The following is a 25,965-nucleotide window of genomic DNA, read 5'->3' as shown; positions in this document are numbered from 1 at the left end:
CTAATGTCCCGGGCCTTTCCCTGGAGCCTTTCCCACCCATGTCACGCCCGTCCGCGTCCGCTCCCTCCCGCCTTTCTCCTCCCCTCCGCGCGACCCTGCTCGCCCTGCTCGGCACCGTCACCATGGGCAGCGGCTTTGGCGCCTCGGGCGGTTGTGGCTTGTTCGAGGGCAAGTTGCCCACCTGTGACAAGGCGTGTGACGCCGTCGCGGGGACCTACACCCTGGCCTACCCGGAGCAGCCGCCTGTCTCCGCGGAGTGTGAACAGTTCCAGTGGAAGTTTCCCCAGCGGGCCGAGTTCTTCCGGGACGGAGACGCGCTCGGGGTCCGGCTCGACGGCCAGACCGAGGGCCTGGAGTACCGGGGGCACTACGACCAGGGGGGATTCAACCTGTACACGTCGTACGACCGCGAGTCGGATGCGTTCCTCCTCGCCGATGGGCGCGCGCACCCGGTCGTGATCGGCTTCTCCGGAAGCTTCGAGACGCGGCCCGCGAATGCCCAGGCGCCCGCGACCGCCTCGGGCTCGTACACGGTGACCATCAAGCCCGTGGAGGGCGCGTCCAGCACCACTCCGGCCTGCTACATGAGCCGCAAGTTCACCGCGACGCGCTGAACGCCGACCCGGCAACGCGAAACCCCAGGCGGACCTGTCGAGTTCCCACCACTCGCTCCGGACATGCCCCCACGAGCGCGGACATGGACGGAGGCCACCTGCTATCGGTTTAGGATGATGCGATTTCAAGCCTCGGCGCATCTGCATCAGCCGAGCGCGGATGGATTGAAGCCCTTGGGTGACGCATCGCGTGAAGTCACCACGCCCTCCCGTCAGGACGTGCAGACCGCGATGCGTGATTGGTTGGACCCCAAATCATATCCTTGCATCCCCGCGGTCCAATCCATGACGAAGCACGAGTATCTGGTGGGCCTCTATGGCGCACTGGGTCAAGGACGGCACAACCGGGCGCTGGCGCAGGATCTGCTCTTCTTCCGCGAGCAGCAGCGGCAATCCCAGTCGCTCTACCTGAGCTTCTGGGCGGTGTTCGCGCCGGAGCCCTCGCTGAGCGAGGAGGAGTTCGAGGCGCGCATGTGGCGCGAGCTGTCGTTCCTCACCTCGCACACGGATCTCCAGGAGCCGTGGGATCCCCTCTTCAGCTCGGATCCGGCGGATCCCCGCTTCTGCTTCAGCCTGGGCGGGGACGCGTTCTTCATCGTGGGGGCGCATCCGCGGAGCTCCCGGCTGGCGCGCCGCTTCCCCTACCCGGCGGTGATCTTCAACCTCTACGATCAGTTCGAGGAGTTGGACCGCCGGGGCCAGTACACGGCCATCGTGCGCAAGAACCGCGAGCGGGACGTGAAGTTCCAGGGCTCGGTCAACCCCATGGTCGAGCAGTACGGCGACAAGTGGGAGTCCATCCAGTTCTCGGGACGGCAGAACACCTCGGAATGGAAGTGCCCCTTCCAGCACGGGTTGAAGCCGCCGGAGAGCACGTCGTGATCGAGATTCCCCCCCAGACCGGCGTGGCCTTCCGGCTGGAGCGCGGCCAGCGCCTGCGGGTGCAGGATCCGCGGGGTCAGCAGGTGTCGGACCTCTTCTGCTTCAGTGCCGCGGACGCGGGCGAGTGGCTGTCCTCGGGGCGCTCGGTCGATTACGCGGACACCCTGCTGCTGACGACCGGGCACGCGCTCTACTCCAATCGCAGCCGGGTGATGCTGCGCATCGTGGAGGACGAGGTGGGGCGCCATGACTTCCTCATGACGCCGTGCAGCCTCGCCATGTTCCAGATCGTGGCGCGCGACGAGGCGTGGCACCCGAGCTGTCACGAGAACCTGGCCAAGAACCTGGCGCCCTTCGGCATCTCGCCGGATCAGATCTCCACCACCTTCAACATCTTCATGAACGTGGTCTTCGAGCCCTCGGGGCGCATCCACATCGAGCCGCCCCTGTCCCGCGCCGGCCAGTCCATCCTCTTCGAGGCCGAGATGGATCTGCTCGTGGGGCTCACCGCCTGCTCCCACGAGGAGACGAACAACGGGCACTGCAAGCCCATCACCTACACGATTCAAGACACGCGCTGAGAATCCTGGTTTTCCGGCTATGTTCCGGAGCCATGAAAATCTCACGGCTGTCGTCGGTGCTCGTGGCGGGGGTGTGTGCCTGCGGTCCTCATGAGGGAGTCCCCGCGGAGGTCCGGGAGTCGGGCGTGGGGGAGGCCCACGCCGCGGCGTCGACGGGGCACCGGGCCTTCCGGGTGATGACGTACAACGTGCGGGGGCCGCTCGACACGGGCGTGCGCGCCTGGCCCAACCGCAAGGCGGCGGTCATCGAGCGCATCCTCGCGAACACCGCGGACATCGTCGGCGTGCAGGAGGCCCAAGCCCCCGCGGGCGGCCCCAGCGTCCCGGCGGATCTCATCGCGGGGCTCACGGGGAGCGACAAGCCCTATGCCGTCTACAACCCGGGCGGCGGCAGCCCCAAGCTCATCTTCTACAAGAAGAGCCGCTTCGCGCTCGCGCCCGAGGTGGGCCAGGGCAACGAGGCGCTCGTCAACCCCTACGCCAGCAGCGCCGAGTGTTACAGCCACGCCGAGGGCAAGAAGATCTCCTGGGTGGGGCTGCGTGATCTGACATCCGGCAAGGCGTACTTCGTGGCGAACACGCACTTCGCCTATTCGGCCATCTGTTCCCTGGGCCGGCTGAAGGAAGCCGAGCAGATGGCCACGTTCCTCGCCACGCGGCCCGCGGGCGTACCCGTGGTGGCCATGGGCGACTTCAACGTCGATGCACAGAGCAAGTCGACGCCCGGGGAGACGACCATCGAGGACCTGGAGAGCGGCGCGCGGCTGTTCCGCACGGCCCGGTTCGACGGCACGACGGGCGTGGACGACGCCACCTTCAACAACGCCTGGAACGGCTCGACGTCCACGAACTACGCGCGGCTGGACTACATCCTCCACACCGGCGGAGAGCTCACCTCCTCGGCACCCGCCATCGACCGGACCCAGAGCGGTGGCAACACCCCCTCGGACCACTACCCGGTGCTCGCCACGATCCGGCCCGCCTTCTTCTCCGCCGGCTCCACCCTGTCCCCGACGCCCAGTGGCACCTCCGCGGACACGCAACTGTTCTTCGCGGACGTCACGGGGGATGGGTGCGCGGACCGCATCTCGTGGAACGCCGCCGCGGGTGAGGGCGAGACGTGGGTGGCCATCTCGCGGTGCGACGGGGGCTTCGCCCCGGCGGTGAAGAACGAGGGCGCGGTCAGCGTGGTGTCCACCACGCGCTTCTATTTCGCGGACGTCACCGGGGATGGCTGCGCCGACAAGGTGCTCTGGCGGCCCACCCTGGGCGATGGCGAGGTGCGCATCTACCCGTCCCGGTGTGATGGCACCTTCGGAGAGCGTGTGTCCGTCACCCAGGCCGCGAGCAAGAGCGAGTCCACGCGCTACTTCTTCGCGGACGTGACGGGGGATGGGTGCGCGGATCTGATCCGCTGGAATCCCACGGAGCGGGGGGGCGCGTTCGTCACCTACGTGGCCCGGCGTGGCACGACCCCGTCCTTCGGCGCGGCGGTGCAGAGCAGTGACGGCCCGAACACCAGCGAGGGCACGCGCGTGTACTTCGCGGACGTGGACGGCGACACGAAGGAGGACCGCATCGTGTGGAATCCCGACCAGGACGGAGGCCGCACGCGCGTCTACCGCTCCACCGGCGCCGGGGCCTTCCCCTTCGCCTTCGCGCACGACGCGGGAACCAGCGGGGTGGACACCTCGCGCTTCTACTTCGCGGACCTGGATGGAGACGGCAAGGCGGACAAGATCTTCTGGCGCCCCACCTTCCGGCAGGGGCGGATGCAGATCTACCCGAGCGCGGGCACCCACTTCGCGGGCAGCCCCGTCATGGACAACACGGGCTTCAGTGGCTCGGAGAATACCCGCTTCTTCTTCGCGCCCATCGACGGGACGCCCGGGGCGGACAAGGTGTACTGGAACCCCGGCGCCTACGAGGGCGACACCAAGGTGTTCCGCGCCCAGGAGCCGTGAAGCCCACCGGGACACGGGCGTTGCGGCGCCGGAGGGGCTGACCTATGACGCGAGGCTTCGCCCAGGAGCCTCGCGTGGCCGGAGCCGCTGACACCCCCACCCCGTCCCCCGCTGGCCCTCCGGGTCGGTGGGGAACGCTCGCGAGGGAGGGCGCGGTCCTGCTGCTGTTCGCGGGGCTCACGGTGGCCATGACGTGGCCCTTCGCGGCGCACCTGTCCACGCACACGGTGGACGTGGGGGTGGATGATCCACTGCTGTGCGCGCGCATGCTGAACCACCAGCTCGCGTGGCTCGCGGGACAGCGCCGGCTGTTCGACCTCGATCTCTTCTTTCCCCATCCCAACGCGTTCACCACGACGGATGTGTCGCTGGGCTTTCTCTACGGCGCCCTGCCCTTCCTGCCCTTCACCCAGGACCGGTTGACGCTCGTCAACCTGGGCACGCTGCTGAGCTTCACCCTCACGGGGCACGGGACGTTCCTCCTCGTGCGTCGGCTCGCCCGGCACCCCGCCGGAGGGCTGGTGGCGGGCGCCGCCGCGGCCTTCTGCCTCTGGCGCATCCACCAGTTCGATCACTGGCACGTGCTGCAGACCCAGTGGTGGGTGTACCTGGCCGTCGCGCTCCTGGCGCTCCGGGACAGGCCCACGCCCGGCAGGGCCCTGCTCGTCTCGGTGCTGACCTTCGCCGCCTTCAGCGCCAGCGTGAGCGTGGGCATCTACTCCGTGACGCTGTCCCTGATGTTTGGGCTGTACCTGCTCACGACCCTGCCCCGGGAGTCCTGGCGGCGCGGCCTGCTGTTCCTGGTGGGCGCGGTGGCCCTGGGCGGGTTGCTGCTCGTGCCCGTCTACACACCCTACCTGTTGCAGGCGAAGGTGTACGACGTGCAGCGGAAGGTGGTCGATATCCAGGGCTACTCCGGCAACGTCGAACAGCTCAAGGCCGCGCCCGCCTTCCATCCGCTGTACGGCGCGGCGAATCCGATCCGCCCGGGCGGCGAGAGCCTGACGTTTCTCGGCGGGAGCGTGCTCCTCCTCGCGCTCGGGGGGCTCTTCTTCCCGGAGCGGGAGCGAAAGATCCTTCGCGTTGGGACGTGGCTGCCGCCTCTCCTGCTCGGAGGCGGCGCCTTATTGCTCGTGCGGCTGGGAATCGAGCGGCGGGAGTTCGCGGTGGTGGCGGTGCTGGTGCTGCTCGCCGCCGCGCTCGGAGGCCGCCGACTCGGCATGGGCGAGACCCGGCGCGTGGCCTGGCTGTTCGCGAGCGTGGCGGTGTTCTACTTCTTCGCGTCGCTCGGGCCGGAGGTGTACTGGCGGGATCATCAACGGGCGGGGCCCGGGCTCTGGGCGTGGCTGATGAAGCTGCCAGGCTATGGCACGGTGCGCACGCCCGCGCGCTTCCACTTCTTCACGTCCCTGGCGGTCGCGATCCTCGCGGGCCTGGGCGTCTCGGCGGTGCTGGACCGGGTGACGTCTCGCGGGGTCCGAGGCGTGCTCGGCGCGCTCGCGCTCGTGGGCGTCCTCCTCGAGCTGAACTGCGCGCCCCTGCCGCTGCGCCGGATGATGACGCTCGCGCAGGCGCCCGCCTACTACACCTGGCTCGCGCGACAGCCGGGCAAGGGCGCGGTGGTGGAGCTTCCCGTCATCGAGTCGCGCGAGCGCTACCGCATGTTCTTCGCCATGATCCACGGCCGCCCCTCCGTGGATGCCGAGAGCGGCTTCACGCTCCCCGCCTGTGAGTGGGTCCGGCCCGCGAACATGATGAAGGACGAGGCGATGGCGCGGATGGAGGCCCTGAGCTGGGCGGGGCTCGAGTACGCGGTGCTGCACTCCGACGAGTTGGATCCCGTGGCGGGGGTGCGCTACCGCCAGGTGCTGAAAGGCGCGGGGGCACGCCTCGTCCAACGGTGGCCGGGCGTGGAGCTCTGGCGCTTCGCCTCGCCCGGAGTGTCCCTGCCCTTCCAGCCGGAGAACGTGCGCGCGACCGTGTCCACCGGCCCCGCGTGGAACGCCCTCCAGCCCCTGCCCGTGCGTGTCGAGCTGGCGCCCCGAGGCGATGCCGCGGTGTTCGAGCAGGAGGTGCGCCGGCTCACCGTCATCGTGGAACACGAGGGCCGGACCTCCCGAGCCCCCCTGTACCTCTCGCCGCCGTTGCTGATTCCCTCGCAGGTGGACGCGCACCGGGTCGACGTGCCGGTGGCCCTGAAGCCGGGTAGCACGCGGCTGTCGCTCCGGGTGGAGGACGAGCGAGGCCAGGTGCTCGCGAGCGCGGAGGGTGGGCTGCTCGTCACCACGCATGCCCAATGGAACCAGAAGGAGCGGACCCTGCGCATGGCGGCCTGTGAGCTCCAGGTGCTCTCGCGCACCCGGACGCCCAGCGGGGAGACCCGCCTGCTCGTGCGCGCGGGCAACCGGGCCCCAGAGGCCTGGGCGGGCGCGTCGCTGCCCCGCTTGCGCTGGACGGTGGTGGGCCGCGACGCAACGGGCAGCCTGTCGTCCCCCGCGCTCGCCGCGGGTGAGGACGTGTTGCTCACCGTGAAGGTCCCCGCGGGCACGGAGGACGCCATCCGCGTGCGCCTGGACGATCCGAACGGCACGGAGCACTGCGCCACGGTCAGCGAGGCGCCCTGAGCGTGCATTGACGGCGGGGCCCGAGGACCGTCTGCTAGGCGGATGTCCGACCCCTCTCTTCCCGTGCCCGCCGCCGAGCGGGTGACGCTCCTGGACGCCGTGCGCGGCTTCGCCCTGTGTGGCGTCTTCGTCTCCAACAGCGTCATGTGGTTCAGCGGTCGGGTCCTCCTGCCCCGCGAGCGGTTCAAGGATCTGACGGCGCCTCCGATCGAGAGCAGCGTCATGGCGCTCTACGACTTCTTCGTGAACCAGAAGTTCGTCACCCTCTTCGCCTTCCTCTTCGGACTGGGCTTCTCCATCCAGCTCACGCGCGCCCAGGCACGAGGCGTCTCCCTGGTTCCGCTGTATTCGCGGCGGCTGCTGGTGTTGCTGGGAATGGGCCTGACGCACCTGTTCGCGATCTGGGTGGGCGACATCCTCGCCACCTACGCGGTGGTGGGCTTCGCGCTGCTGTTCTTCCGGCACCGGTCGGATCGCACGGTGCTTCTGTGGGTGCTCGCGCTGATGGTGGGGGTGCCCCTGCTCGTCTCCGCGCTCCAATACTTCGGCCCCCGGTGGCTCTGGGGCGTCCAGGCGGCGCTCGAGGCGGCGCAGGCGCGGACCGCGCTCGACAACGCGGCGAAGGCCCGGTTCCTCGAGGGGCTCCTGGCGGACAGTCCGTGGACGACCCAGGTGGCGAACGCACGCCATGGCGTCTACATGCTCCCGCAGGTCAAACGGCTCATGTGGATGAGTCTCATCCTGGGCCGATTCCTGCTGGGACTGCTCGCGGGCCGCTACCTGCTGCTCCAGGAGGTGGAGCGGCACCGGGCCTGGCATCGTCGGCTGCTCGTCTGGGGGTTGGTGCTCGGCGTGCCAGGCAACATCGTGGGCCTGGTGATCCAGCGGCTGCGCATCATGGGCGTGGTGGATCCCGCGAAGAGCGATTGGATGTTCCTCGTGCCCACCCTCCAGGAGGTGGGCCACCTGGGTCTGGCGGCCGCGTACCTGGCGGCCTTCGCCCTGCTCTTCCAGCGCGAGCGCTGGCGCGCGGGGATGCGACTGCTGGCGCCCGTCGGACGCATGGCGCTCTCGCTCTACCTGATGCAGAGCCTGGTGAGCCTGTGGCTCTATGACGGATGGGGGCTGGGCCTCGTGGGCCAGACGCCGCCCTCGCGCAGCGTGGCGATGGCCCTGGGCATCTTCGCGCTCCAGATTCCCTTGAGCCATGTCTGGCTGTCGCGCTTCCGCTTCGGTCCGGCCGAGTGGGTCTGGCGCTCGCTCACCTATGGTCGCGCGCAGCCGATGCGCCTCACGCTCGCCCGTCCGCTCGACCCGGGCCTCTTACAGAACCAGAAAGAAGGTGGCGCCCAGGAACCATCCCCGCGTCTCCGGCGGTGATTAAGCTGAAGGGTGCAAGGGCATTCTTCACGGGGGTGGGCGTTGGCGAAGCGGTGGTGGCAGGCGATTGGGGGCGTGTGGCTGGGCGTTGGCATCGCGGCGTGCGGCTCGCCGGTGGAGATGAACGGGGAAGCGGTCCGCGAGGGCCAGAAGGACGTGGACATCCAGACAGCGCTGTCGCGCTTCGACGATGCGCGGGCCGTCCTGGGTGACTCGGGGGTGCCCTACTTCGTGAAGGGCCGATTGGGACGACTCCCCACGTCCGTGGGGGGCGCGCTCGCGAACGGGAAGGAAGCCGAGCCCGCGCTGGAGGGCATCGCGCCCATCTTCCGGCTCGAGGCGGAGAACCTGCGGTTCCAGCGGGCCGCCGTGGATGCCCAGGGTCATCAACACCTGCGCTACCAGCAGACCCTGCACGGTCGGCGCGTGGTGGGCGGAGAGCTCGTCCTGCACGTGGATGCCCACCAGGACATCTACGCGGCCAATGGCTCGGCCCGGCTGGGCGCCGAGCCCGTGGCCCTGGAGGCCCGGATCGACGCGGGCGCGGCCCGGCAACAGGCCGCGCGCGAGTCCAAGGCGCTCCAGGCCCGCGCGGCGGAGGGCGGCGAGCTCGTGTACGTGCTGCTCGCGGACGCGGCCTCGCCCCGGCTGGCCTACGAGGTGCGCGTGACGGGCGAGCGGGACGGCGCCCCGTCCGAGGATCTCGTCTACGTGGACGCCGAGCGGGGCGAGGTGCTGCTCGTCAATCCCCGCGTCCACTCGGCGCTCCAGCGCAAGGTGCACACCGCGAACAACACCACCACCACGCCCGGAACGCTCCGGCGCTCCGAGGGCCAGGCGCCCGTGGGCGACAACCACCTCGACACGAACTACGACCGGTTGGGGGAGACGTACGCCTGCTACAAGACGCTGTTCAACCGGGACTCGCTCGACAACGCGGGCGCCCCGCTCTTGAGCACCGTCCACTACGCGCGCAACTACGTCAACGCCTACTGGGACGGCACCCAGATGGTGTACGGCGACGGCGACAACGTGAACTCCATCGCGCTCGGGCTGGACGCGGACGTGACGACGCACGAACTCACCCACGCCGTCACCCAGTTCGAGTCCAACCTCGTGTACTCGGGCGAGTCCGGCGGGCTCAACGAGTCCATGTCCGACATCTTCGCCGGCGTGTGCGAGAGCTGGTCGCGCAACTGGTCCACGGACGACGATGTCTTCAAGGTGGGCGAGGACATCTGGACGCCCGGCACGCCCGGGGACGCGCTGCGCTACATGGACGATCCGGCGAAGGATGGCATCTCGCTGGACAGCTACGCGGACTACTACACGGGCGTGGACGTGCACTACAGCTCGGGCATCAGCAACCTGGTGTTCGCGCTGCTGTCCAAGGGCGGCGCGCACCCGCGGGCCCGGACGAGCAACGCGGTGCCCGCGATCGGTCCGGAGAAGGCGGGCCGGATCTTCTACAAGGCCAACACGGACTTCTTCACGTCCACGACCACCTTCGATCAGGCGCGCACGTACATGCTGCAGGCCGCCGCCTCGCTGTATGGCGAGGGCTCGCCCGAAGTCACGGCCGTCAACGAAGCCTGGAAGGCGGTGGGCCTGCCGCTGGCGCCTCCGCAGACCACGCCCCTGAGCAACGCGGTGCCCGTCTCCGGCCTGTCGGGCAGCGCCGGCAACAAGAAGTACTACACGCTCGAGGTGCCCGCGGGGCACTCGCGGCTGAACATCGCCATGAGCGGGGGCACCGGAGACGCGGACCTGTTCGTCAAGCTGGGCGCCGCGCCGAACACCAGCGCCTATGACTGCCGTCCCTACAAGAGCGGCAACTCCGAGACGTGCGCGTTCACCAATCCGCAGGCGGGCACCTGGTACGTGATGATCAACGCGTACTCGGCCTATACGGGCGTCACCCTCAAGGCCACCTACAGCGGCGGCGCGTTGGATGAGCCCGGGGGCACGCCCGTGTCCCAGACCCTCACCGGCACCGTGCTGCGCAACGTGAGCGCCCACCACGGGCCCTTCAACGTGCTGCCCGGCAGCCCCTTCGAGGTGGTGATGTCGGGCACGTCGGATCCGGACCTCTACGTCCGCTTCGGCGAGCAGCCCACCACCACGGCCTACCACTGCCGACCCTTCCTGTCCGGCGCCACCGAGCGGTGCGCGCTGCCGGTGCCGCCGGGACAGGACAAGGCGTTCATCATGGTGCGCGGTGACACCATCCCCGCCACCTACTCGCTCAAGCTGCAATACACCCAGCCGGTGCCCTGAGCGCCGGGGGGCCTCGTCCGGGGCGCCGTCTTTTTGACGGCGCCCCGGTGGCGTTTCACGGGCTCAGGGAACCTCGGCGAACACGAGCAGGGAGAAGGCGTTGGTCTCCGGCAGGCCGGTGTCGCTCGCGCAGCGCGTGGTGAAGTCCGCGTTCAGGTAGGTGAGCGAGCGCACCACGGACAGGCCCTGGTAGCGGCCCGACACCACACGGCCCTCGTAGGAGACGGTGGTGGTGGTCGCCTCCTCGTCCACCTCGGAGGGCTGCAGTGACAGCACGGACTGCTCGCCATTGCTCCAGGTGACCGTCACGGTGTCCGAGGCCACGCCCAGCGCGTCCGAACAGGTGAAGTTCTGGTAGGCGCTCGTGGTGGTGACCACGTTCGCCCAGGACGCCCCCTGCCCGCCCATGGACAGACACCCGCCATAGCGCGAGGACAAGGTCATGCTGCCGGACTGGGACGTGGGCGACAGCGCGGGCGAGAACACCGTGCGCGCCGAGCCCACGCAGGTCAGGCGCACTTTCGGGGGAGGCTCATTGCCCGCGGGCGAGGCCCACCCCTGCCCCCCCACGAGTCCCACGCCCAGCAGCGCGAGGCCCCCCATGTTCCGGGTGACCGCGCGCGCACTCCACAGGTGACGTCTGCTCATCCATCCGCTCCTTGGCCCGGTGCAGCCGCGCCAGGTGCATTCCGGGAGGGAAGGGACGTGGGGGGCGCGCTCACCGGGAGTGGCTCGATCCCTCCCGAGCGCGAGGGTGGGCACCCCGGAAAGAGCGGACAAGACAGGACAGCCCGGAGGGCGGTTCAAGCGTCGGGTGCGGCGGGCCGCTCCATCCGCCAGCGGCCAGGAACCGGTCCCCAGGGGAGGCGCGTCTTCACGCCACCTTCCAGACGGTGCCTCCGGCGGTGTCCATGATCTCCACGCCCAGGGCCTTGAGTTCACCGCGCAACCTGTCCGCCTCGGCGAAGTCCTTGGCCTTGCGCGCCTCCACGCGGGCGGCCATCAGCCCTTCCACGCGCGCCACGTCCAGGCCGCGCTCCTTGACGGCCCGGTCGCGGCGGCGCAAGAGCCAGCCCGCGGGCTCGTCCTCGAAGAGCCCCAGCACCCCGGACACGTTGCGCACGTCCGCGCGCAGGGCCTGGAGCGTGCGGCCCGCCAGGGCCTTGTCCTTGACGGGCGGCTTGTCCGTCCACTCGTTCATGGCGGCGAACAGGCCCGAGAGCGCGCCCAGCGCCCCGGCGGAGTTGAAGTCGTCGTCCATCTGCGCCTCGAACTCGCGCAGGAAGCGGCCGGGCTCGCCGTGCAGGGGGCCGGGGGCGAACTCCTTGCCGCCCACGCGCTCGTCCACCTTGCGCAGCGTCTCGTAGAAGTACTCCATGCGCAGCTCCGCGTCCGCCAGGCCCTTGTCGGAGAAGGTCAGCGGGTGGCGGTAGTGCGTGGACAGGAAGAAGAAGCGCAGGGCCTCGGCGTCCACCTTCTCCAGCGCTTCGCGCAGGCGCACCACGTTGCCCAGGGACTTGGACATCTTCGCCCCCTCGAGGTCGAGGAAGCCGCAGTGCATCCAGTAGCGCGCGAACGTCTTGCCGCTGGCCGCCTCGCTCTGGGCGAGCTCGTTCTCGTGGTGGGGGAAGATGAGATCCAACCCGCCGCCGTGGATGTCGAAGGTCTCCCCCAGGTAGCGCTCGCTCATGGCCGAGCACTCGATGTGCCAGCCCGGACGGCCCTTGCCCCAGGGGCTGTCCCAGGACGGCTCCCCGGGCTTGGCCGCCTTCCACAAGGCGAAGTCGGCCGGCTCGCGCTTCTGCTCGCCGGGATGCACGCGCTCGCCCATGCACAGGTCTTCCAGGTTTCGCTTGGAAAGCTTGGCGTAGTCCGGGTAGGCGCTCACGGAGAAGTACACGTCGCCCTGGGACGCGTAGGCGACGCCCTTGTCCACCAGGGTGCCGATGATGCGCAGGATTTCCGGGATGTGGTCGCTCACCTTGGGCGACACGTCCGGCTCCAGCAGGTGCAGCGCGCGGGCATCCTCGCGGAAGGCCTCGACGAAGCGGGCGGCCAGGGCCACCGGCTGCTCGCCCGTCTCGTGGGCGGCCTTGATGATCTTGTCGTCCACGTCGGTGTAGTTGCGCACGTAGCGCACCTCGAAGCCGCGGGAGCGCAGGTAGCGCACCACCACGTCGAAGGAGGTGAACGTCCGGGCGTTGCCGATGTGCACGTAGCTGTAGACGGTGGGACCACAGACGTAGACCCCCAGCTTGCCCGGGACCTCGGGCACCAGGGTCTCCTTCTGCATCGTCATCGTGTTGAAGAGGCGGATGGATGCCGCGGCCACGTGCACGAACCTCCTGGGTTTCCGGATCGAAGGAGCGACTTTCGCCAGGACGGGCCGAGGCAGTCAACACAGACCGCCCGGGCACCCTGCGCAGGAGGCCGAAAAAAGACTATCCTCGGGACCCCGGAGCGAATGTCCCCCATGAGTCCTCCCAATCCCAAGCGCCCGCCCCGCTCCCCTCTTCCGACCCCGGGGGACACGACGGCGCGCTCGGACGACGTGGAACTGCCCTTCGACGACGACGAGGTGGCGCCGCTCCAGGCGGATGATCCCCGCCCCCAGCGCGTTCCCCAGTTCCCCGTGGGCTCGCGCCGCCGGGGCCCCCGGGGAGGCGCGGGCGCGTCCCGGGAGAGCAAGGACCGCGAGATGCCGCCAGCCCGCTTCACCTCGGGCGAGTACGAGGACGCGGGCCATGCGCGCGCGTTCCTCTACGTCGAGCGGGGACCGGGCAGCGGCCAGCTCGTGCCCATCCATCAAGGCGTCCTGCGGCTGGGTCGCTCCTCGGCGTCGGACCTGCGGCTGCAGCACCCGTCCATCAGCCGGCGCCACGCCCAGCTCACGCGGCACGGGGACCGGCTGCTGCTCAAGGACCTGGGCAGCCAGAACGGCACCTACGTCAACCGCGTGCGGCTGCACACCGAGCGCGAGCTGTTCTCCGGCGATGAGATCGCCATGGGCAACGCCCTGCTCCGCTTGCGCGGTCCCGGGCCCGTGCCCGAGCGCCCCGCCCGTGCCTACAGCCGCAAGCCCTCGTCGCTCCGGGTGCGCATGAGCAACCAGCGCATGCTGCTGCTGGCCTCCGCCACGGGCGCCCTGGTGGCCGTCTTCCTCATGCTGCCCCTCATGCGGGTGATGCGCTCCATGTCGGCCGCGTCCCAGGCGTCGGCCGCGCACGCCGAACACCCCGGCTTCTCGGAAATCACCGAGTCCATCGAGGAGGTGCCGCCCACGCCGGTCCGGGTGGCCCCGCCCCCGCAGCCGACGACCCGGCCCCCCGTGCCCACCGCGGACAAGGGCGACACCGGACGCGAGGCGCGCAGGCGGACCGAGGCCGAGGTCCTCACGCACTACATGCAGGGGCGGCTCGACGAGGCCCTGGCCCTCGCCCGCGCGGGGCAGCTCGACACGCAGGCCGCCCTGCTCACCCGCTTCCAGGCGGAGTGGACCGCGGGCCGCACCGCCCTGGAGGACGGTGACTCCCGGGCCGCCGTCACCCACCTCACCTCGGCGCTCGCGCTCGACCAGGAGATCGCCCGGGGCAAGGGCGTCCTGGCGCGCCAGGTGCGCACGCGCCTGAACGAGGCCCAGCGCGCGAGCCCATGAGCGCTCCGGCGCGGGGCGCCGCGCCTGGAACTCCCAAACAAAAACCCCGGTCCCTCACGCGGAGGGTCCCGGGGTTCTCGACTCCAGCCTGAGGCGGCTCAGGCCAGGTTGAAGATCTTCTTCAGGTCCGACTCGATCTCGTCCTCGGAGCAGTCCTTGGCCAGCGACAATTCCTTGATGAGCAGCGAGCGCGCGGTGTCCAGCATCTTGCGCTCACCGAAGGACAGGTCCTTGTCGCCCTTGAGGAGGTAGAGGTCGCGCAGCACCTCGGCGATCTCGAACACGGAACCGGTCTTGATCTTCTCCATGTACTCCCGGTAGCGACGGTTCCACGTCGTGGAGTCGACCGAGATGTCCTTCTCCCTCAGGATGGAGTAGACCTGCTTGACGTCCTCCTCGCTGATGATCTCGCGGAGGCCAACCGAGCCCACCTTGTTGATCGGGATCATGATGCGCATGCCGTTCTCCAGGATGCGCAACACATAGAAGGACTGACGCTGCCCAGCGACCTCGGTGTGCTCGATACCCATCACCTCGCCGACGCCCTGGCCAGGGTACACAGCCTTATCACCGGTCTTGAAGCTCGTCTGCACTCGTCACCGCCTCCTCTAGGATGGCTTGGTCTCGACAACCGGCCTCGGAAAGCCGCTCACTGGTACCACAATCCAACCCATCCGGCAACATTGGCGTCTTGACCCGCCCGGTTTGTCCTGATTAGCCTGCGCGGCTTTGGCCGGGTGGATGGGTGTTGGGGGGGTGTGGTGAGCCGTTTTTCCTGGCGTGATCTGACCGTGCGCCCGCTGTTCTTTCCCGCCGTGAGCCTCATGCTCGGAGCGGGTCTGGGGATTCAACAGACAGCGCGGAGCGGGTTATTCCAACTTCTGTTGGCTTCAACCCTCGGAGTGGGCCTCGTGGGGCTCGCCCGCCTGCCTGGTGCCCATCTGGGCGTGCTGGGGATGCTGGCGCTCACCGGGGGCTGCCTGGCGTCGCTGGAAGCCCAGGTGGACGTGCCCGAGGCCCTGCGCGAGGGCGGCACGGCCCTGATGGAGGGCGAGGTGGAGCGCGTGGAGCGCTTTGGGGACACCACCCGCCTGTTGCTGGATGTGGCACGCGTGGGCCCCGGCGAGGGCGTCGCGGCCCGCTTCCTGGCGAACCTCTCCGCGCGCGGCGAGCCCCCGCCCCTGCTGCCCGGCCAGCGGGTGCGGCTGGAGGCGCGGATCCAACCGCTCGCGCCCGCGTCGAACCCAGGAGAAAAGGATTTGTCGGAGAAGCGCTTCCGGCAGGGCATGGCCTTCACGGGCGGGTTCCAGGCGGAGCGGCTGGTGGTGTTGTCGCGGCCCGCGCGCTGGCGTCAGGAGTTGGCGCGGCTGCAGGCGGAGTTGAGCCAGGCGGTGAACGCCGTGGCCCCGAGCCCCGAGGCCGCGGCGCTCTTCCTCACCCTGGCCGCGGGGCAGCGCGCCTCGCTGGACGCGGGGCTTGAGGAGGACTTCTCGCGCAGCGGGCTCGCGCACGTGCTGAGCGTGAGCGGGCTGCACGTGGCGGCGCTCGCGCTCATGACGCTGGCGCTCTTGCGCGGGGGGCTCGTGCGCCTGGGCGCGGTGGTGCGTCCGCTGCGGCGGCTGGAGGCGCGCCGGCTCGCCGCGCCCGTGAGCGTGCCCTTCGTCTGGGCCTACGTCGTCTTCACCGGGACGCAGCCCCCGGCGGTGCGCTCGGCGGTCATGGCCTCGTGTGTGTTGCTGGGGCTCGCGCTCTGGCGGCGGGCCGATGGGCTCAACAGCCTGGCCGCCGCCGCGGCCGTGCTCGTCGTGTGGGGGCCCTCCAGCGTGGCGGATCTCTCCCTCCAACTGTCCTTCCTCGCCGTCTTCAGCCTGCTCCTGCTCACGCCCGCCCTGCGCGAGGCCCTGCCCGTGCCGCCGCCGGATCCCCGCGAGTCGCGCTGGCTCGCGCGGCACGGGGGAAAGCTGCGCGAGACGGTGCTGGAGACGTTGTGCGCGAGCGGCGCGGTGACGCTGGCCAGTCTTCCCCTGGTGGCCGCGACGTTCGGGCGGGTGAGCCTGGCGGGCTTCGTGTCCAACATCGTGTGTCTGCCCTTGTGCGGCGTGCTCACGGGCTTCGCCGCCGGCGGCGCCGCGCTCCAGGTCGTGTCGCCCTGGCTGGCCACGCCGCTGCTCTGGGGCGGCGCGTGGGCCTCGTGGGTGCTGCTCGGGCTCACGCGCTTCTTCGCCCACGTGCCGCTGGCCACCGTGGACGTACCCGCGTTCGGCCTCGCGGCGTCGCTGCTGTACGCGGCGGGGCTCGGGTTCTGGGCGCTGGGCGAGCGGCGCTGGCGGTGGGGCGGGCTGCTGGTGCCTGGCGCGCTGGCCCTGGCGCTCGTGTGGCCCCACGTGCGCCCCGAGCCCGGACTGCGTCTCACCTTCCTGTCCGTGGGCCAGGGCGACGCGCTGGTGCTCAGCTCCCGCGGCCACCATGCCCTGCTGGATGGCGGCGGCGTGCCCGGCGGCGCCGATCCCGGCCTCCGGGTGGTGGTCCCCTTCCTCCAGGCCGCGCGCATCCCGCGGCTCGACCTGGCCGTGCTCTCCCATCCCCATCCGGATCACGCCCTGGGGCTCATCTCCGCGCTGGAGAAGGTGCCCACCGAGCGGCTGTGGCTGCCCGCGGGCAGCACCCACGGGCCCCTGTCCCGGCGGCTCATCGCCGTGGCCTCGGGGGCGGCCATCGAGGAGGTCCAGCGCGGCCGGGCCGTGTACGCGCTCGGCGAGGCCACCGTGGAGGTGCTGGGGCCCCCCGAGGAGCGCGAGTGGCTGGAGGGCGTGAACGACCAGAGCGTGGTGCTGCTCGTGCGCCATGGCGACGTCACGGTGCTGCTGCCCGGAGACATCGAGGAGGCGGGCGAGGCCGCCCTGCTGGAGGGTGCCCGGCTGGGGCCGGTGACGGTGCTCAAGGCGCCCCACCACGGCTCGCGCACCTCCTCCACGCCGGAGTTGCTCGCGGCGGTGCGGCCCCGCTACGTCGTGTTCTGCGTGGGCCGCCGCAACCGCTTCGGCTTCCCCCATCCGGAGGTGGCGGCGCGCTACCGGGACCTGGGCACCGAGTGCCTGCGCACGGACCTCCAGGGCGCCATCACCCTGGAGAGCGACGGGCACGACGTCCGCTTGAGTGCCTTCCTGCCCTCCCCCTCGCCCGGCGAGCGGGATGTCGTTGCCGGTCCCCTGTCTCATCACCAGCCTTAGCGGTGATGATCTCCGACGACCTCGACCTGCAGCAGTTGACCGCCGAACTCAAGCGCCTGCTGCCCCACGGAGAGCCCGTGGGTTACTTGCGCGGCAAGTCCCTCATGCGCGACATGGTGCTGCGCCTGGGCCGCTTCTCGGAGCTGGAAGCCGAGGAGCTCATCGACACCCTGGAGGCGCGCGGCTTCCTGCGCTTCCTCGGCGACCCGTCCGAGCGCTCCGTGGCGGACTCCCATTGGGAGATCTCCCCGCACTCGTAGCGCCCGGCGCCCGCTCAGGAGCGCGGCACCCAGCCGTCCACGAGCGCCGCGTGGCGCTTCATCCACTCGCGCACGGCCTCGGACGGATCGCCCTTGGCCTCGCTCACGGCGCCCATCAGGTCGCCCAGCTGCGCGTCATCCAGCTTGAAGGCCCGGAGGAACCGGGCCACCTCTGGCTTGTCCTTCTCCAGGCCCGGCCGGGTCAGGGTGTGGATGTTCTCCGCGCTGCCGTAGACGCCCTGGGGGTCGTCGAGAAACTTGAGGTCCCACCGGGCGAACTTCCAGTGGGGCTTCCAGCCCGTCACCACCACGGGGCGCTCGCGCTTGATGGCGTCCTGGAGGCTCGCGGCCATGGCGGGGCCACTGGACGACATGAGCCGCAGGTCCAGCGTGTAGGCCTTCAGCGCCTTCTCGGTGGTGTTCATGATGCCCGCGCCCGAGTCGATGCCGACGATCTGCCCGTCCAGCGCCTTCTTCATGCCCGCGAGGTCCGCGATGCTCTGGGCCTGTACGTACGCGGGCACGACGAGGCCGATGCGCGCCCCCTCGTAGTTCGTCCCCAGGTCCTCCACCTTCCCCTGGAAGCGCTCCATGTAGTCCTTGTGGGTGAGCGGCAGCCAGGCGTCGAGGAAGGCATCGCTGTCGCCTTCCGCGAGCGAGGTGAAGACGGGGGCCACGTCCGCCATGGTGAGCTGGACCTGGTAGCCCATGCGGTCCTCGAGCACGGCCTTCGCCAGGTGCGTCATCGCCACGCCCTCGGCCCAGTTCACGTAGACGAGCTTGAGGGTCTTGGCCGGAGCCTGGGCCTGGGCGGCGGCCTCGGGGGCCGGGTCCTTCTTGCAGCCGGTGCCCAGCAGCAGGCTGCCAGCGAGCGCCAGGCACAGGGCGGGCGCGTGTCGGTTCATCGCGTTCACGGGGGGACTCCGGGGGTTCACGTGGGACGCGACCGGGGCTGGCCCAGCGCGTTCGTCAGGCGGTCGAGCACGATGGCCAGGATGACCACCGCGATGCCGCTCTCGAAGCCCAGCCCGATCCGCAGCTGGGTGATGCCCTTCAACACCTGCTCGCCCAGCCCGCCGGCGCCGATCATCGCGGAGATGACCACCATGGAGAGCGACAGCATGAGGGTCTGGTTCACCCCGGCCAGGAGCGTGGGCAGGGCGATGGGCAGCTGCACGTTCCAGAGCAGCTGGCGCGGCGTGGAGCCAAAGGCGAGGGCCGCCTCCACCACGTCACGCGGCACCTGCTGGATGCCGAGCTGGGTGAGCCGCACCGCCGGCGGCATGGCGAAGATGACGGTGGCCACCACGCCCGGCACCTTGCCCAGGCGGAAGAAGAGCACCGCGGGGATGAGGTAGACGAAGGCGGGCATCGTCTGCATGGAGTCCAAGAGGGGCCGCAGTCCCCGCGCCAGCCAGCGGTTGTACGAGGCCACGATGCCCAGCGGGATGCCCAGGAGCAGCGACACGCACGCCGAGCTGAGCACCAGCGCGAGCGTCTCCATCGTCGCCTGCCACAGGCCCATGCCGACGATGAGCTCCAGGCCCAGGGCACACAGCACCGCGGAGCCCAGGCCACTGAGCCGCCACGAGGCCAGCGCCACCAGGCCGATGAGCACGTGGCTCGGCGCGAGCAGCAGGAGCCCCTCCAGCGCCCGGATGGCGGCGGTGAGCCCGTCGGCCACCGCGTGGAAGAAGGGATCGAAGCGATCCTTGAGCCCGTCGATCAGCCGCTCGAAGACGTCTCCAATGCGCAGGTCCATCACGCCACCTCCCCGGCGATGCACGACAGCAGCGAGGCCCGGTCCACGAGGCCCTGGAACGTGCCGTCCTCCGCCACCACGGCGATGGGGATGCGCGTGCTGGCCGCCACCGCCACCAGCTTCGCCAGGGGCGTGTCCGGCGTGGTGGTGGGCACGTCCGTGCGCAGGATGCGTCCCAGGTCATGCACGTTCTCGCCCACCAGCCGCAGCGCGTCCTCGATGTGCACCAGCCCCAGGAAGCGGCGCTGGGGGTCCGTCACGAAGAGCGTGGAGGAGCCCAGCTCGCGCATGCGCTTGACCGCCAGCGCGGGGCCGTCCTTGGGGTGGATGACCACCTCCGAGCGCTTCTTGATGGCCCCCGCGGTGATGATGCGCGTGCGGTCCACGTCCTGGATGAAGGCGCGCACGTAGTCGTTGGCCGGCCGGGAGAGGATCTCCTCCGGCGTGCCCACCTGGACGATGGCGCCATCGCGCATGATGGCGATGCGACCGCCAATCTTGAGCGCCTCGTCCAGGTCGTGCGTGATGAAGACGATCGTCTTGTTCATGCGCGCCTGGAGGTCGAGCAGCTCGTCCTGCATCTGCTTGCGGATGAGCGGATCGAGCGCGCTGAAGGCCTCGTCCATGAGCAGGATGTCCGGGTCCGTGGCCAGCGCGCGCGCGAGCCCCACGCGCTGCTGCATGCCGCCGCTCAGCTCGCGCGGCAACTTGTCCGCGTAGCCCTGGAGCCCCACCAGCCCGAGCGCGTGCAGGGCCTTGGCCCGCCGCGTGGCCTTGTCCACGCCCTTCATCTCCAGCCCGTACTCCACGTTGTGCACGAGGGTGCGGTGCGGCAGCAGGCCGAAGTTCTGGAAGACCATGGCGATCTTCCCGCGGCGCACCTCGAGCAGCCGCCGCTTGTCCGCGCGCGTGACGTCGATGCCGTCCACCACCACGCTGCCGGAGCTCGGCTCGATGAGGCGGTTGAGGCAGCGCAGCACCGTGGACTTGCCGCTGCCCGACAGGCCCATGACGACGAAGATCTCCCCACGGCGCACGTCGAAGCTCACGTCCTGGATGGCCACCGTGCAGCCCGTGCGCGCGAGGATCTCCTCCTTGGAGACCCCCTGGGCGAGCAGCGCCTGGGCCTTGTGCGCGTCACCGCCGTAGAGCTTGCGCAGGCTCCGCACGGCGATGGCCGTGTCCGGAGCAACCCCGCGGGTGATGGCCTCCTCGCGGACGGAGGTGGCGGTCGCGAACGTGTCAGAAGTAGTAGCCGACATTGACGTTGAACCTCATTTCCCAGGGAGCGGTGGAGGAGCCCTCGGCCAGCGCGTCGCCGTAATTCGCGCCGATCCAGGGTTGGTTCTTGCCGGTGACCACGTCCACGTACGTGTAGACGGGCCCCGCGGTGATGAGCGAGCCGAGCGCGTTCTGGTAGGAGTCCGCGTACCCGGCGCGCGTCTTCTTGAGCAGGCTGAAGTCCTCGTGAAAGGAGATGCGGGTGATGGGACCCCAGGACGTCAGGGGAATCCCATACGAGACGCCCGCGGCGACGACCGTGCCCTGGCCCGCGACCTTGTAGGGCGCGTCATAGGCGCCCATCGTCACGAAGCCGTTGTCCGAGCCCTCGGGGTTGGCGGGCCTAAAGGCGTAGTGCAGCGCCTGCAGCTTCACGTTCCACCGCCCGTAGTCGCCCTCCAGGTGCACGGCGGCCGCGCCCCTCAAGCCCGAGCGGCCCGTGACGGCGTTGTACAACTGGCCCGCCTGCAGCGACGCGCCCAGCTGCGTGGTGAAGCCCACCGCGTGCGTGAACGTGTAGGCGGCGCGCGCGTTGAGCTGGTTGGTCTCCGAGTTGGCCTGGTCCACGCCGAGGTAGGCCTCGACGGGGTTGGTGGAGCTCACCGGCACGACGTCATAGGAGTAGCGCGCGCTGGCGGTGCTGCGGCCCGTGAAGCTGCCCTCGTCGTTCTTGTAGAAGGCGACCTGGAGGTTCCACGGGCCCCGCTCGTGCACCAGCATGAGCCCCAGGTCGTGGTCATCCTCGAAGCCCAGGTAGTACGGCAGCCCGAAGAACCAGTTGTGCGAGGCATAGGGCTGCAACCCGAAGGGCGCCCGGTGCACGCCGAACTGCAGCTGGGTGGACTCGGAGAAGGCGTAGCCCACGTAGCCGTGGTGCAGCATCGAGTAGCCCGCGTAGAAGCGGTACTCGGCCGACAGCAGCATCTGGGACAGCCGACCGTCGGCGTTGACCCGGAAGGTGTCGAAGGCCACGTCGCCCCAGCGCTGACGGTTGCTCTCCTGCCCTTCCCAGCTCTTGACGAAGTAGTTGAAGCGCAGCGCGCCGCCCACCCGGAAGTGGTCCGGAGTCGGGGACTCCTCGGCGGAGGCCCCGAGCGGCAGGAGCACCCCCCCCAGGGAGCACACGGCGGCGAGCGCGATGACACGAGACGAATGGGACGACAGGGCGAGGCTCCAGCCCACGCGACGGACACGACAGCGCGTGCCCCCGACGGGGAGTGACAGGTGCGGAGCACCCGGGTGGTGAGGTCGCGAGACGCCCTGGCCGGCGGCCACTCCCTCAACACGTCCCAGCGGGGATCATGAAGGTGCGGCGAGTCCGTCCGACGTCCTTCGGACTCTTTCTACTTAGCACCCCAACTATCTGCCCGTCCAGCCCTATCGTTTGCCTTCAAACGAAAATGCGGCTCAGTCGAACACCAGCCAGCCAAAGCGCGGCAGGGCGTGGAAGTCCCCCACGAAGAGCGGGGCGAAGGACTGGCCCTCCTCTCCTCGCCTGCCCGGGTGCTCCAGCCGGTAGAGGTTGAAGCGCCAGCGCTCGCCCTTCTGGGGCGGGACGTGGGGCACCTCGGCGAGGCGGGCGAAGGGAATCTGGAGCTCCACCCGCCAGCCCTCGTCCCGGTCGGAGGGGTCGTCCAGCGTGCCGCGCACCTTCACCGCGCTGCGCATGCCCGAGTCCCAGCCCAGGTCCATGCCCTGCCGACGCGCCGGGAAGTAGGCGTCGAAGTGCACGTTGTGCGGGGACACCTGCAGCTCGTTGTACGTGCGGCCGTCCGCGTTGGCGTCGAGGAAGACCTCCACCACCTCCTGCGTGTAGAGCGGCTGGTCCTTCTCGCGCAAGGTGCCCCAGACGTCGGGGTCCTCCACGTCGAAGGCCACGTAGAGGTGCTGATCGTCGTAGGTGAGCCGGGCCTCGGTGCGCAGCGCCACGGGCCGGCCATCGAAGCTGCCGCGCAGCACCACGGGCGTGGCCGCCTTCCAGGCCGCGTCATCGAGCGCGCCGTCGATCACCGGCGGCCGGGCGGCGCGGTGGACGATGTACTCGGGGGGCGGCGGGAGACTCCCTCCCAGCTCCGGGCCCCACATCCGGTTGTCCCCCGCGTGCACCTTGGGATCGTCCACGCCCAGCCGCTCGTCGCCCTTCCAGAAGCCGAGCACCACCCGGCCCGGCGTGGCCGGCAGGGTGAGGGTGTGCACGTCCTCCACCACCTTGCCCACGGGCCAGGAGCCCAGGGGCGCCAGGCCCCCCGCGAAGCCATGGTCCGCGTTGACCAGCATCTGCCCGGTGGAGGGGTCCACCACGTGCACGAAGAACTCCCAGCCCTGGGGCGGAGGCTGGAGGGCCTCGAAGTAGTGGGAGAGCTGCACGGGCTGGCCCGGGGCGGCGCCGCGCGGGGAGACGCGGGTGCCGAGGTAGCGCACCGTGCCGTGGGCGAAGGTGGTGCCCGCGCGCCAGGTGAGGTCCGCGGGCGCCGCGTCCAGGAAGCGCACCTGGGTGGGGGGCGGCAGGGCCGGCGTGCGGGGACGGGGGCCCGCCTGTTCATCCCGGCAGGCCGAGGCCAGGAGCACGAGCGCGGAGAGGAGCAGCGGCGAGGGGCGGAGGACGGAGCGCATCGCGGGGGAGAATCCCAGAAGGCCGGGCCCGGCGCATCCCTCCGGGTGGACCCTGGCGCCCCGGACGGGATGGGGGCGGCGCGCCAACCCCGCGCGAGCCCCCGTGTCCCGTCCGGCATCGGGTTTGCCACGAACGGCCCCATGCACTTCGAATTCGAGCACCTGGGCACACCGACCTCCTTCGAGCTCGCCGAGGGGGAGCACCTGTTGGGCGGAGGCGCGGACGACCAGGTCCGCCTGGAGGGCCTGCCCCCCGGCTGGCTCACCCTGCGCATTCAAGACGGGCGGCTGATGGTGGAGGCCCGGCGGTCCTTCACGGTGGAGGGGGTGCCCGTCCCCCCGGGTGTCCCGCGCCTGGTGTCGCCCGGTGAGGTGGTGGGGCTGGGCGAGGGCATGCACCTGCGCCTCCCCTCCGCGGGGAGGGAGCAGGCGCGGCAGGTGGGCACCGTGGCCGTGCTCAAGCACCTGCTGGTGGACCTGGACGCGCCCCTGAGTTCCCGGGCGGCGACCCTCCAGTGCCTCACGGGCGCGGAGGTGGGGCGGACCTTCGCCCTCGCCGAGGCCGTGACGGTGGTGGGCCGGGGCTGGGAGGCGGCGGTGCGGCTGAGGGATCGGGCCGTCTCGCGCCGCCACGCGTGCATCCGCGCCGAGGCGGACGGCTTCGTGGTGGAGGACGAGGACAGCCCCAATGGGGTCTTCGTCAACGGCCAGCGCGTGGACGCGCCCCGGGTGCTCCGGCAGGGCGACGTGCTCGAGGTGGGCCGGACCCTGCTGCGCTTCCAGGCCGCCGTGGAAGACCAGGCGCCGCTCCCCGAGGCATCGCCTCCGGAGGAGCCCGCCCCCGTCCCCCTGCCCCCTCCCGCCAAGTCGAGGGCGTGGGAGCCCTGGGTGCTGGGGCTCGGAATCGCCTTGTCCCTGATGGGCGGGGCGGCGACGTGGGCCCTGACGCGGTGAGGCTCAGGCGCGCTGGGGAGTCAGCCCCGCGCGCTCCACGAGCAGGCGCGCCAGACGCTGGTGGTGCGTGAACAGGCTGGTGAAGTGCATGAGGCCCCGGCTGCCGCGCACCGCGTAGACCGTCAGCGGGCCGGGCAGCACGTCCACCTTGCGGATGTCGTCGAAGGTGAAGCGGCGGGTGCGCACCATGCCCCGGTACGTGAGGCCATTGGCGTCCACCACGATGCGCGTGCGGCCGTAGTAGGTGACCGACACCGCGAAGAAGAGGACGAAGAAGAGCGCCGACAGGAACGTCTGGACGGGCACGCCGTCGTAGCGCAAGAGGAAGAGCAACACCCCCAGCCAGAGCAACGTCGCGGCGCCCATGATGGCCGCGAGCACGGCGTGGGGGCGGAATACCTGCTTTCCTGCCTTCGATTCGCCCGGGTTCATGCCCATGCCTTGAAAGCTAAGGCACGTCCCTGACAGGTGCTACCGGCCCCCCTGCCCTCCCGTCGGGGAAGTCCAGGTCTGGACTTCCCGGTCTCCCCGACTGTTCGGGGTCCGCCAGGACGGGCGGTGGCTCAGCCCCGGAAGGGGTTTTGCAGGAGCACCGTCTCGCCGCGGTCCGCGCCCACGGAGATGCAGGTGACGGGCACGCCGCTGATCTCCTCCACGCGGCGCACGTAGCGCTTGGCGTTCTCGGGCAGCTCGTCGAAGGTGCGCACCCCGGCGAGCTTGTCGTCCCAGCCCGGGAGGGTCTCGTAGAGCGGCTTGACGCGCGCCAGGTCCTCGTAGTCCCCGGGCAGCTCGGTGATGCGGCGGCCGTCCAGCTCGTAGGCGTTGCAGATCTGCAGCGTCTTGAGGCCGGAGAGCACGTCCAGCTTGGTGAGCGCCAGGCCGTACAGGCCGTTGACGCGCACCGCGTAGCGCAGCACCACGCCATCCAGCCAGCCGCAGCGGCGCGGACGGCCCGTGGTGGCGCCGAATTCGTCGCCCACCTTGCGCAGCCGCTCGCCCACGTCGTCCGTGAGCTCCGTGGGGAAGGGACCGCCGCCCACGCGCGTGGTGTAGGCCTTGCTGATGCCCATCACCCGGTCGATCGCCGTGGGGCCCAGGCCCGAGCCCACCGCGGCGTTGCCCGCCACGCAGTTGGAGCTGGTGACGAACGGATAGGTGCCGTGGTCCACGTCCAGCAGCGTGCCCTGCGCGCCCTCGAAGAGGATGCGCGCGCCGCGCTGCACCTGGCCGGCGAGGTAGAGCGACACGTCGCTCACGTAGGGTTTGAGCCGCTCGCCCAGCGCCGCGAAGTCCTGGTGCACCCGCGCCGCGTCCAGCTCCGGCGGCGTCTCGCCGTTGGCGCACAGCTCGCGCAGCTCGTCGCGCACGCCCGGCAGCCGCTCGTCGATGCGCTTGCGCAGCCGGTCCGCGTTGAGCAGGTCCCGCACGCGGATGCCCCGGCGCGCCACCTTGTCCTCGTAGGCCGGACCGATGCCGCGGCCCGTCGTGCCGATGGCGCCCTCGCCCCGGGCCTTCTCCCGGTAGGAGTCCAGGCGCTTGTGCCAGGGGAAGATGACGTGGGCGTTGTCGGAGATGAGCAGCTGGCTGTCCTCCTTGAGGAAGCCGCGCTCCTTGAGGGCGTCGATCTCCTTGACCAGCACGGCGGGGTCCAACACCACGCCGTTGCCAATGACGCACGTCTTGCCCTGATGGAGGATGCCGGAGGGAATCAGGTGGAGCACCGTCTTCTGGCCCCCCACCACCAGCGTATGGCCGGCGTTGTTGCCTCCCTGGAAGCGCACCACGACCTGGGCGTGCTCCGTGAGCAGGTCCACGACCTTGCCCTTCCCCTCATCTCCCCACTGCGCTCCGATGACGACGACATTGGGCATAGGGCGCCCCGCTTAGC

General features: G+C 70.4%; 21 protein-coding genes. 11 read left to right on the top strand and 10 right to left on the bottom strand.

Translation table 11 applies throughout. The features are described from left to right. The first annotated feature begins 38 nt into the window (after positions 1-38). From I3V78_RS15440 to I3V78_RS15410, 7 genes are all read left to right on the top strand, one after another. On the top strand, positions 39-614 hold the full coding sequence (locus I3V78_RS15440; RefSeq protein WP_204488646.1) for a hypothetical protein: 576 nt from the start codon (positions 39-41) through the stop codon (positions 612-614). A gap of 63 nt (positions 615-677) precedes the next feature. Beyond that, positions 678-1,496: a guanitoxin biosynthesis heme-dependent pre-guanitoxin N-hydroxylase GntA gene (gene gntA, locus I3V78_RS15435; RefSeq protein WP_338023594.1), complete on the top strand. Its 819-nt coding sequence runs from the start codon at positions 678-680 to the stop codon at positions 1,494-1,496. After that, positions 1,493-2,077 carry a DUF1989 domain-containing protein gene (locus I3V78_RS15430; protein WP_204488641.1) on the top strand — a complete coding sequence of 195 codons (585 nt, stop codon included), beginning with the start codon at positions 1,493-1,495 and terminating at the stop codon, positions 2,075-2,077. The genes gntA and I3V78_RS15430 overlap by 4 nt, the downstream gene beginning before the upstream one ends. A gap of 32 nt (positions 2,078-2,109) precedes the next feature. Further along, positions 2,110-4,041 (top strand): FG-GAP-like repeat-containing protein, encoded by a 1,932-nt coding sequence (locus I3V78_RS15425; RefSeq protein WP_204488639.1) that lies wholly within the window; start codon positions 2,110-2,112, stop codon positions 4,039-4,041. Positions 4,042-4,115: 74 nt separating this feature from the next. Then, positions 4,116-6,665, top strand: a complete 2,550-nt coding sequence (locus tag I3V78_RS15420) for a hypothetical protein (RefSeq protein ID WP_204488637.1) — start codon at positions 4,116-4,118, stop codon at positions 6,663-6,665. Positions 6,666-6,707: 42 nt separating this feature from the next. Continuing rightward, positions 6,708-8,045: a DUF418 domain-containing protein gene (locus I3V78_RS15415; RefSeq protein WP_204488635.1), complete on the top strand. Its 1,338-nt coding sequence runs from the start codon at positions 6,708-6,710 to the stop codon at positions 8,043-8,045. Between the two features lie 75 nt (positions 8,046-8,120). Next, the gene (locus tag I3V78_RS15410) at positions 8,121-10,322 is read left to right on the top strand and encodes a M4 family metallopeptidase (RefSeq protein ID WP_338023593.1); all 2,202 of its coding nucleotides are present in this window, start codon (positions 8,121-8,123) and stop codon (positions 10,320-10,322) included. Between the two features lie 63 nt (positions 10,323-10,385). Here the strand turns inward: I3V78_RS15410 and I3V78_RS15405 are convergent, their stop codons facing one another. After that, positions 10,386-10,970, bottom strand: coding sequence for a hypothetical protein (locus I3V78_RS15405; protein WP_204488632.1), 585 nt, complete (start codon positions 10,968-10,970; stop codon positions 10,386-10,388). A 226-nt stretch (positions 10,971-11,196) separates the two neighbouring features. Next, positions 11,197-12,654, bottom strand: coding sequence for a cysteine--tRNA ligase (cysS, locus tag I3V78_RS15400; RefSeq protein ID WP_204488630.1), 1,458 nt, complete (start codon positions 12,652-12,654; stop codon positions 11,197-11,199). 141 nt (positions 12,655-12,795) lie between these two features. On the opposite strand from cysS, the gene I3V78_RS39235 reads away from it, so the two are divergent. Further along, a complete protein-coding gene (locus I3V78_RS39235; protein WP_239576440.1) occupies positions 12,796-13,977 on the top strand; it encodes an FHA domain-containing protein in 1,182 nt (393 codons plus the stop codon). Between the two features lie 98 nt (positions 13,978-14,075). Here the strand turns inward: I3V78_RS39235 and I3V78_RS15390 are convergent, their stop codons facing one another. After that, entirely contained in the window at positions 14,076-14,570 is a 495-nt protein-coding gene (locus I3V78_RS15390; protein ID WP_204488628.1) for a CarD family transcriptional regulator, read from the bottom strand. Positions 14,571-14,801: 231 nt separating this feature from the next. On the opposite strand from I3V78_RS15390, the gene I3V78_RS15385 reads away from it, so the two are divergent. Continuing rightward, entirely contained in the window at positions 14,802-17,207 is a 2,406-nt protein-coding gene (locus tag I3V78_RS15385) for a DNA internalization-related competence protein ComEC/Rec2 (protein ID WP_204496642.1), read from the top strand. A gap of 5 nt (positions 17,208-17,212) precedes the next feature. Then, positions 17,213-17,467 (top strand): hypothetical protein, encoded by a 255-nt coding sequence (locus I3V78_RS15380; protein WP_204488626.1) that lies wholly within the window; start codon positions 17,213-17,215, stop codon positions 17,465-17,467. Positions 17,468-17,481: 14 nt separating this feature from the next. Here the strand turns inward: I3V78_RS15380 and I3V78_RS15375 are convergent, their stop codons facing one another. The 5 genes from I3V78_RS15375 to I3V78_RS15355 all read right to left on the bottom strand — a co-directional run bounded on the left by I3V78_RS15375 (position 17,482) and on the right by I3V78_RS15355 (position 23,123). Further along, positions 17,482-18,372, bottom strand: a complete 891-nt coding sequence (locus tag I3V78_RS15375; protein ID WP_204496641.1) for a glycine betaine ABC transporter substrate-binding protein — start codon at positions 18,370-18,372, stop codon at positions 17,482-17,484. A 26-nt stretch (positions 18,373-18,398) separates the two neighbouring features. After that, positions 18,399-19,229 carry an ABC transporter permease gene (locus tag I3V78_RS15370; RefSeq protein ID WP_239576439.1) on the bottom strand — a complete coding sequence of 277 codons (831 nt, stop codon included), beginning with the start codon at positions 19,227-19,229 and terminating at the stop codon, positions 18,399-18,401. Continuing rightward, complete coding sequence (locus I3V78_RS15365) at positions 19,229-20,491, bottom strand: quaternary amine ABC transporter ATP-binding protein (protein ID WP_204488622.1); 1,263 nt, start codon at positions 20,489-20,491, stop codon at positions 19,229-19,231. Before I3V78_RS15365 ends, I3V78_RS15370 begins: the two co-directional genes overlap by 1 nt. Continuing rightward, a complete protein-coding gene (locus tag I3V78_RS15360; protein ID WP_338023591.1) occupies positions 20,472-21,692 on the bottom strand; it encodes a hypothetical protein in 1,221 nt (406 codons plus the stop codon). The genes I3V78_RS15365 and I3V78_RS15360 overlap by 20 nt, the downstream gene beginning before the upstream one ends. Positions 21,693-21,917: 225 nt before the next feature. Further along, positions 21,918-23,123: a carbohydrate-binding family 9-like protein gene (locus tag I3V78_RS15355; protein ID WP_204488620.1), complete on the bottom strand. Its 1,206-nt coding sequence runs from the start codon at positions 23,121-23,123 to the stop codon at positions 21,918-21,920. A gap of 141 nt (positions 23,124-23,264) precedes the next feature. On the opposite strand from I3V78_RS15355, the gene I3V78_RS15350 reads away from it, so the two are divergent. Beyond that, on the top strand, positions 23,265-24,077 hold the full coding sequence (locus tag I3V78_RS15350) for an FHA domain-containing protein (RefSeq protein ID WP_204488618.1): 813 nt from the start codon (positions 23,265-23,267) through the stop codon (positions 24,075-24,077). Positions 24,078-24,080: 3 nt separating this feature from the next. Here I3V78_RS15350 and I3V78_RS15345 read toward each other — a convergent pair whose 3' ends face one another. Together I3V78_RS15345 and I3V78_RS15340 are read right to left on the bottom strand one after the other, a co-directional pair. Continuing rightward, a complete protein-coding gene (locus I3V78_RS15345; protein WP_204496639.1) occupies positions 24,081-24,443 on the bottom strand; it encodes a PH domain-containing protein in 363 nt (120 codons plus the stop codon). Between the two features lie 197 nt (positions 24,444-24,640). Continuing rightward, a complete protein-coding gene (locus I3V78_RS15340; protein ID WP_204488616.1) occupies positions 24,641-25,948 on the bottom strand; it encodes an adenylosuccinate synthase in 1,308 nt (435 codons plus the stop codon). Between the last annotated feature and the right edge of the window lie 17 nt (positions 25,949-25,965).

Source organism: Archangium primigenium, assembly GCF_016904885.1.
Classification (GTDB): domain Bacteria; phylum Myxococcota; class Myxococcia; order Myxococcales; family Myxococcaceae; genus Cystobacter; species Cystobacter primigenius.
The sequence above is the reverse complement of the archived record's forward strand: the minus strand, read 5'-3'. Positions and strand labels throughout refer to the sequence as shown.

Excerpts from the sequence above, each read along its gene's own strand:
- I3V78_RS15440 (WP_204488646.1), top strand. The coding sequence starts at position 39 with ATGTCACGCCCGTCCGCGTCCGCTCCCTCCCGCCTTTCTCCTCCCCTC.
- gntA (WP_338023594.1), top strand. The coding sequence starts at position 678 with ATGCCCCCACGAGCGCGGACATGGACGGAGGCCACCTGCTATCGGTTT.
- I3V78_RS15425 (WP_204488639.1), top strand. The coding sequence starts at position 2,110 with ATGAAAATCTCACGGCTGTCGTCGGTGCTCGTGGCGGGGGTGTGTGCC.
- I3V78_RS15415 (WP_204488635.1), top strand. The coding sequence starts at position 6,708 with ATGTCCGACCCCTCTCTTCCCGTGCCCGCCGCCGAGCGGGTGACGCTC.
- I3V78_RS15405 (WP_204488632.1), bottom strand. The coding sequence starts at position 10,970 with ATGAGCAGACGTCACCTGTGGAGTGCGCGCGCGGTCACCCGGAACATG.
- I3V78_RS39235 (WP_239576440.1), top strand. The coding sequence starts at position 12,796 with ATGAGTCCTCCCAATCCCAAGCGCCCGCCCCGCTCCCCTCTTCCGACC.
- I3V78_RS15385 (WP_204496642.1), top strand. The coding sequence starts at position 14,802 with ATGCTCGGAGCGGGTCTGGGGATTCAACAGACAGCGCGGAGCGGGTTA.
- I3V78_RS15380 (WP_204488626.1), top strand. The coding sequence starts at position 17,213 with ATGATCTCCGACGACCTCGACCTGCAGCAGTTGACCGCCGAACTCAAG.
- I3V78_RS15375 (WP_204496641.1), bottom strand. The coding sequence starts at position 18,372 with ATGAACCGACACGCGCCCGCCCTGTGCCTGGCGCTCGCTGGCAGCCTG.
- I3V78_RS15370 (WP_239576439.1), bottom strand. The coding sequence starts at position 19,229 with ATGGACCTGCGCATTGGAGACGTCTTCGAGCGGCTGATCGACGGGCTC.
- I3V78_RS15365 (WP_204488622.1), bottom strand. The coding sequence starts at position 20,491 with ATGTCGGCTACTACTTCTGACACGTTCGCGACCGCCACCTCCGTCCGC.
- I3V78_RS15355 (WP_204488620.1), bottom strand. The coding sequence starts at position 23,123 with ATGCGCTCCGTCCTCCGCCCCTCGCCGCTGCTCCTCTCCGCGCTCGTG.
- I3V78_RS15350 (WP_204488618.1), top strand. The coding sequence starts at position 23,265 with ATGCACTTCGAATTCGAGCACCTGGGCACACCGACCTCCTTCGAGCTC.
- I3V78_RS15345 (WP_204496639.1), bottom strand. The coding sequence starts at position 24,443 with ATGGGCGCCGCGACGTTGCTCTGGCTGGGGGTGTTGCTCTTCCTCTTG.
- I3V78_RS15340 (WP_204488616.1), bottom strand. The coding sequence starts at position 25,948 with ATGCCCAATGTCGTCGTCATCGGAGCGCAGTGGGGAGATGAGGGGAAG.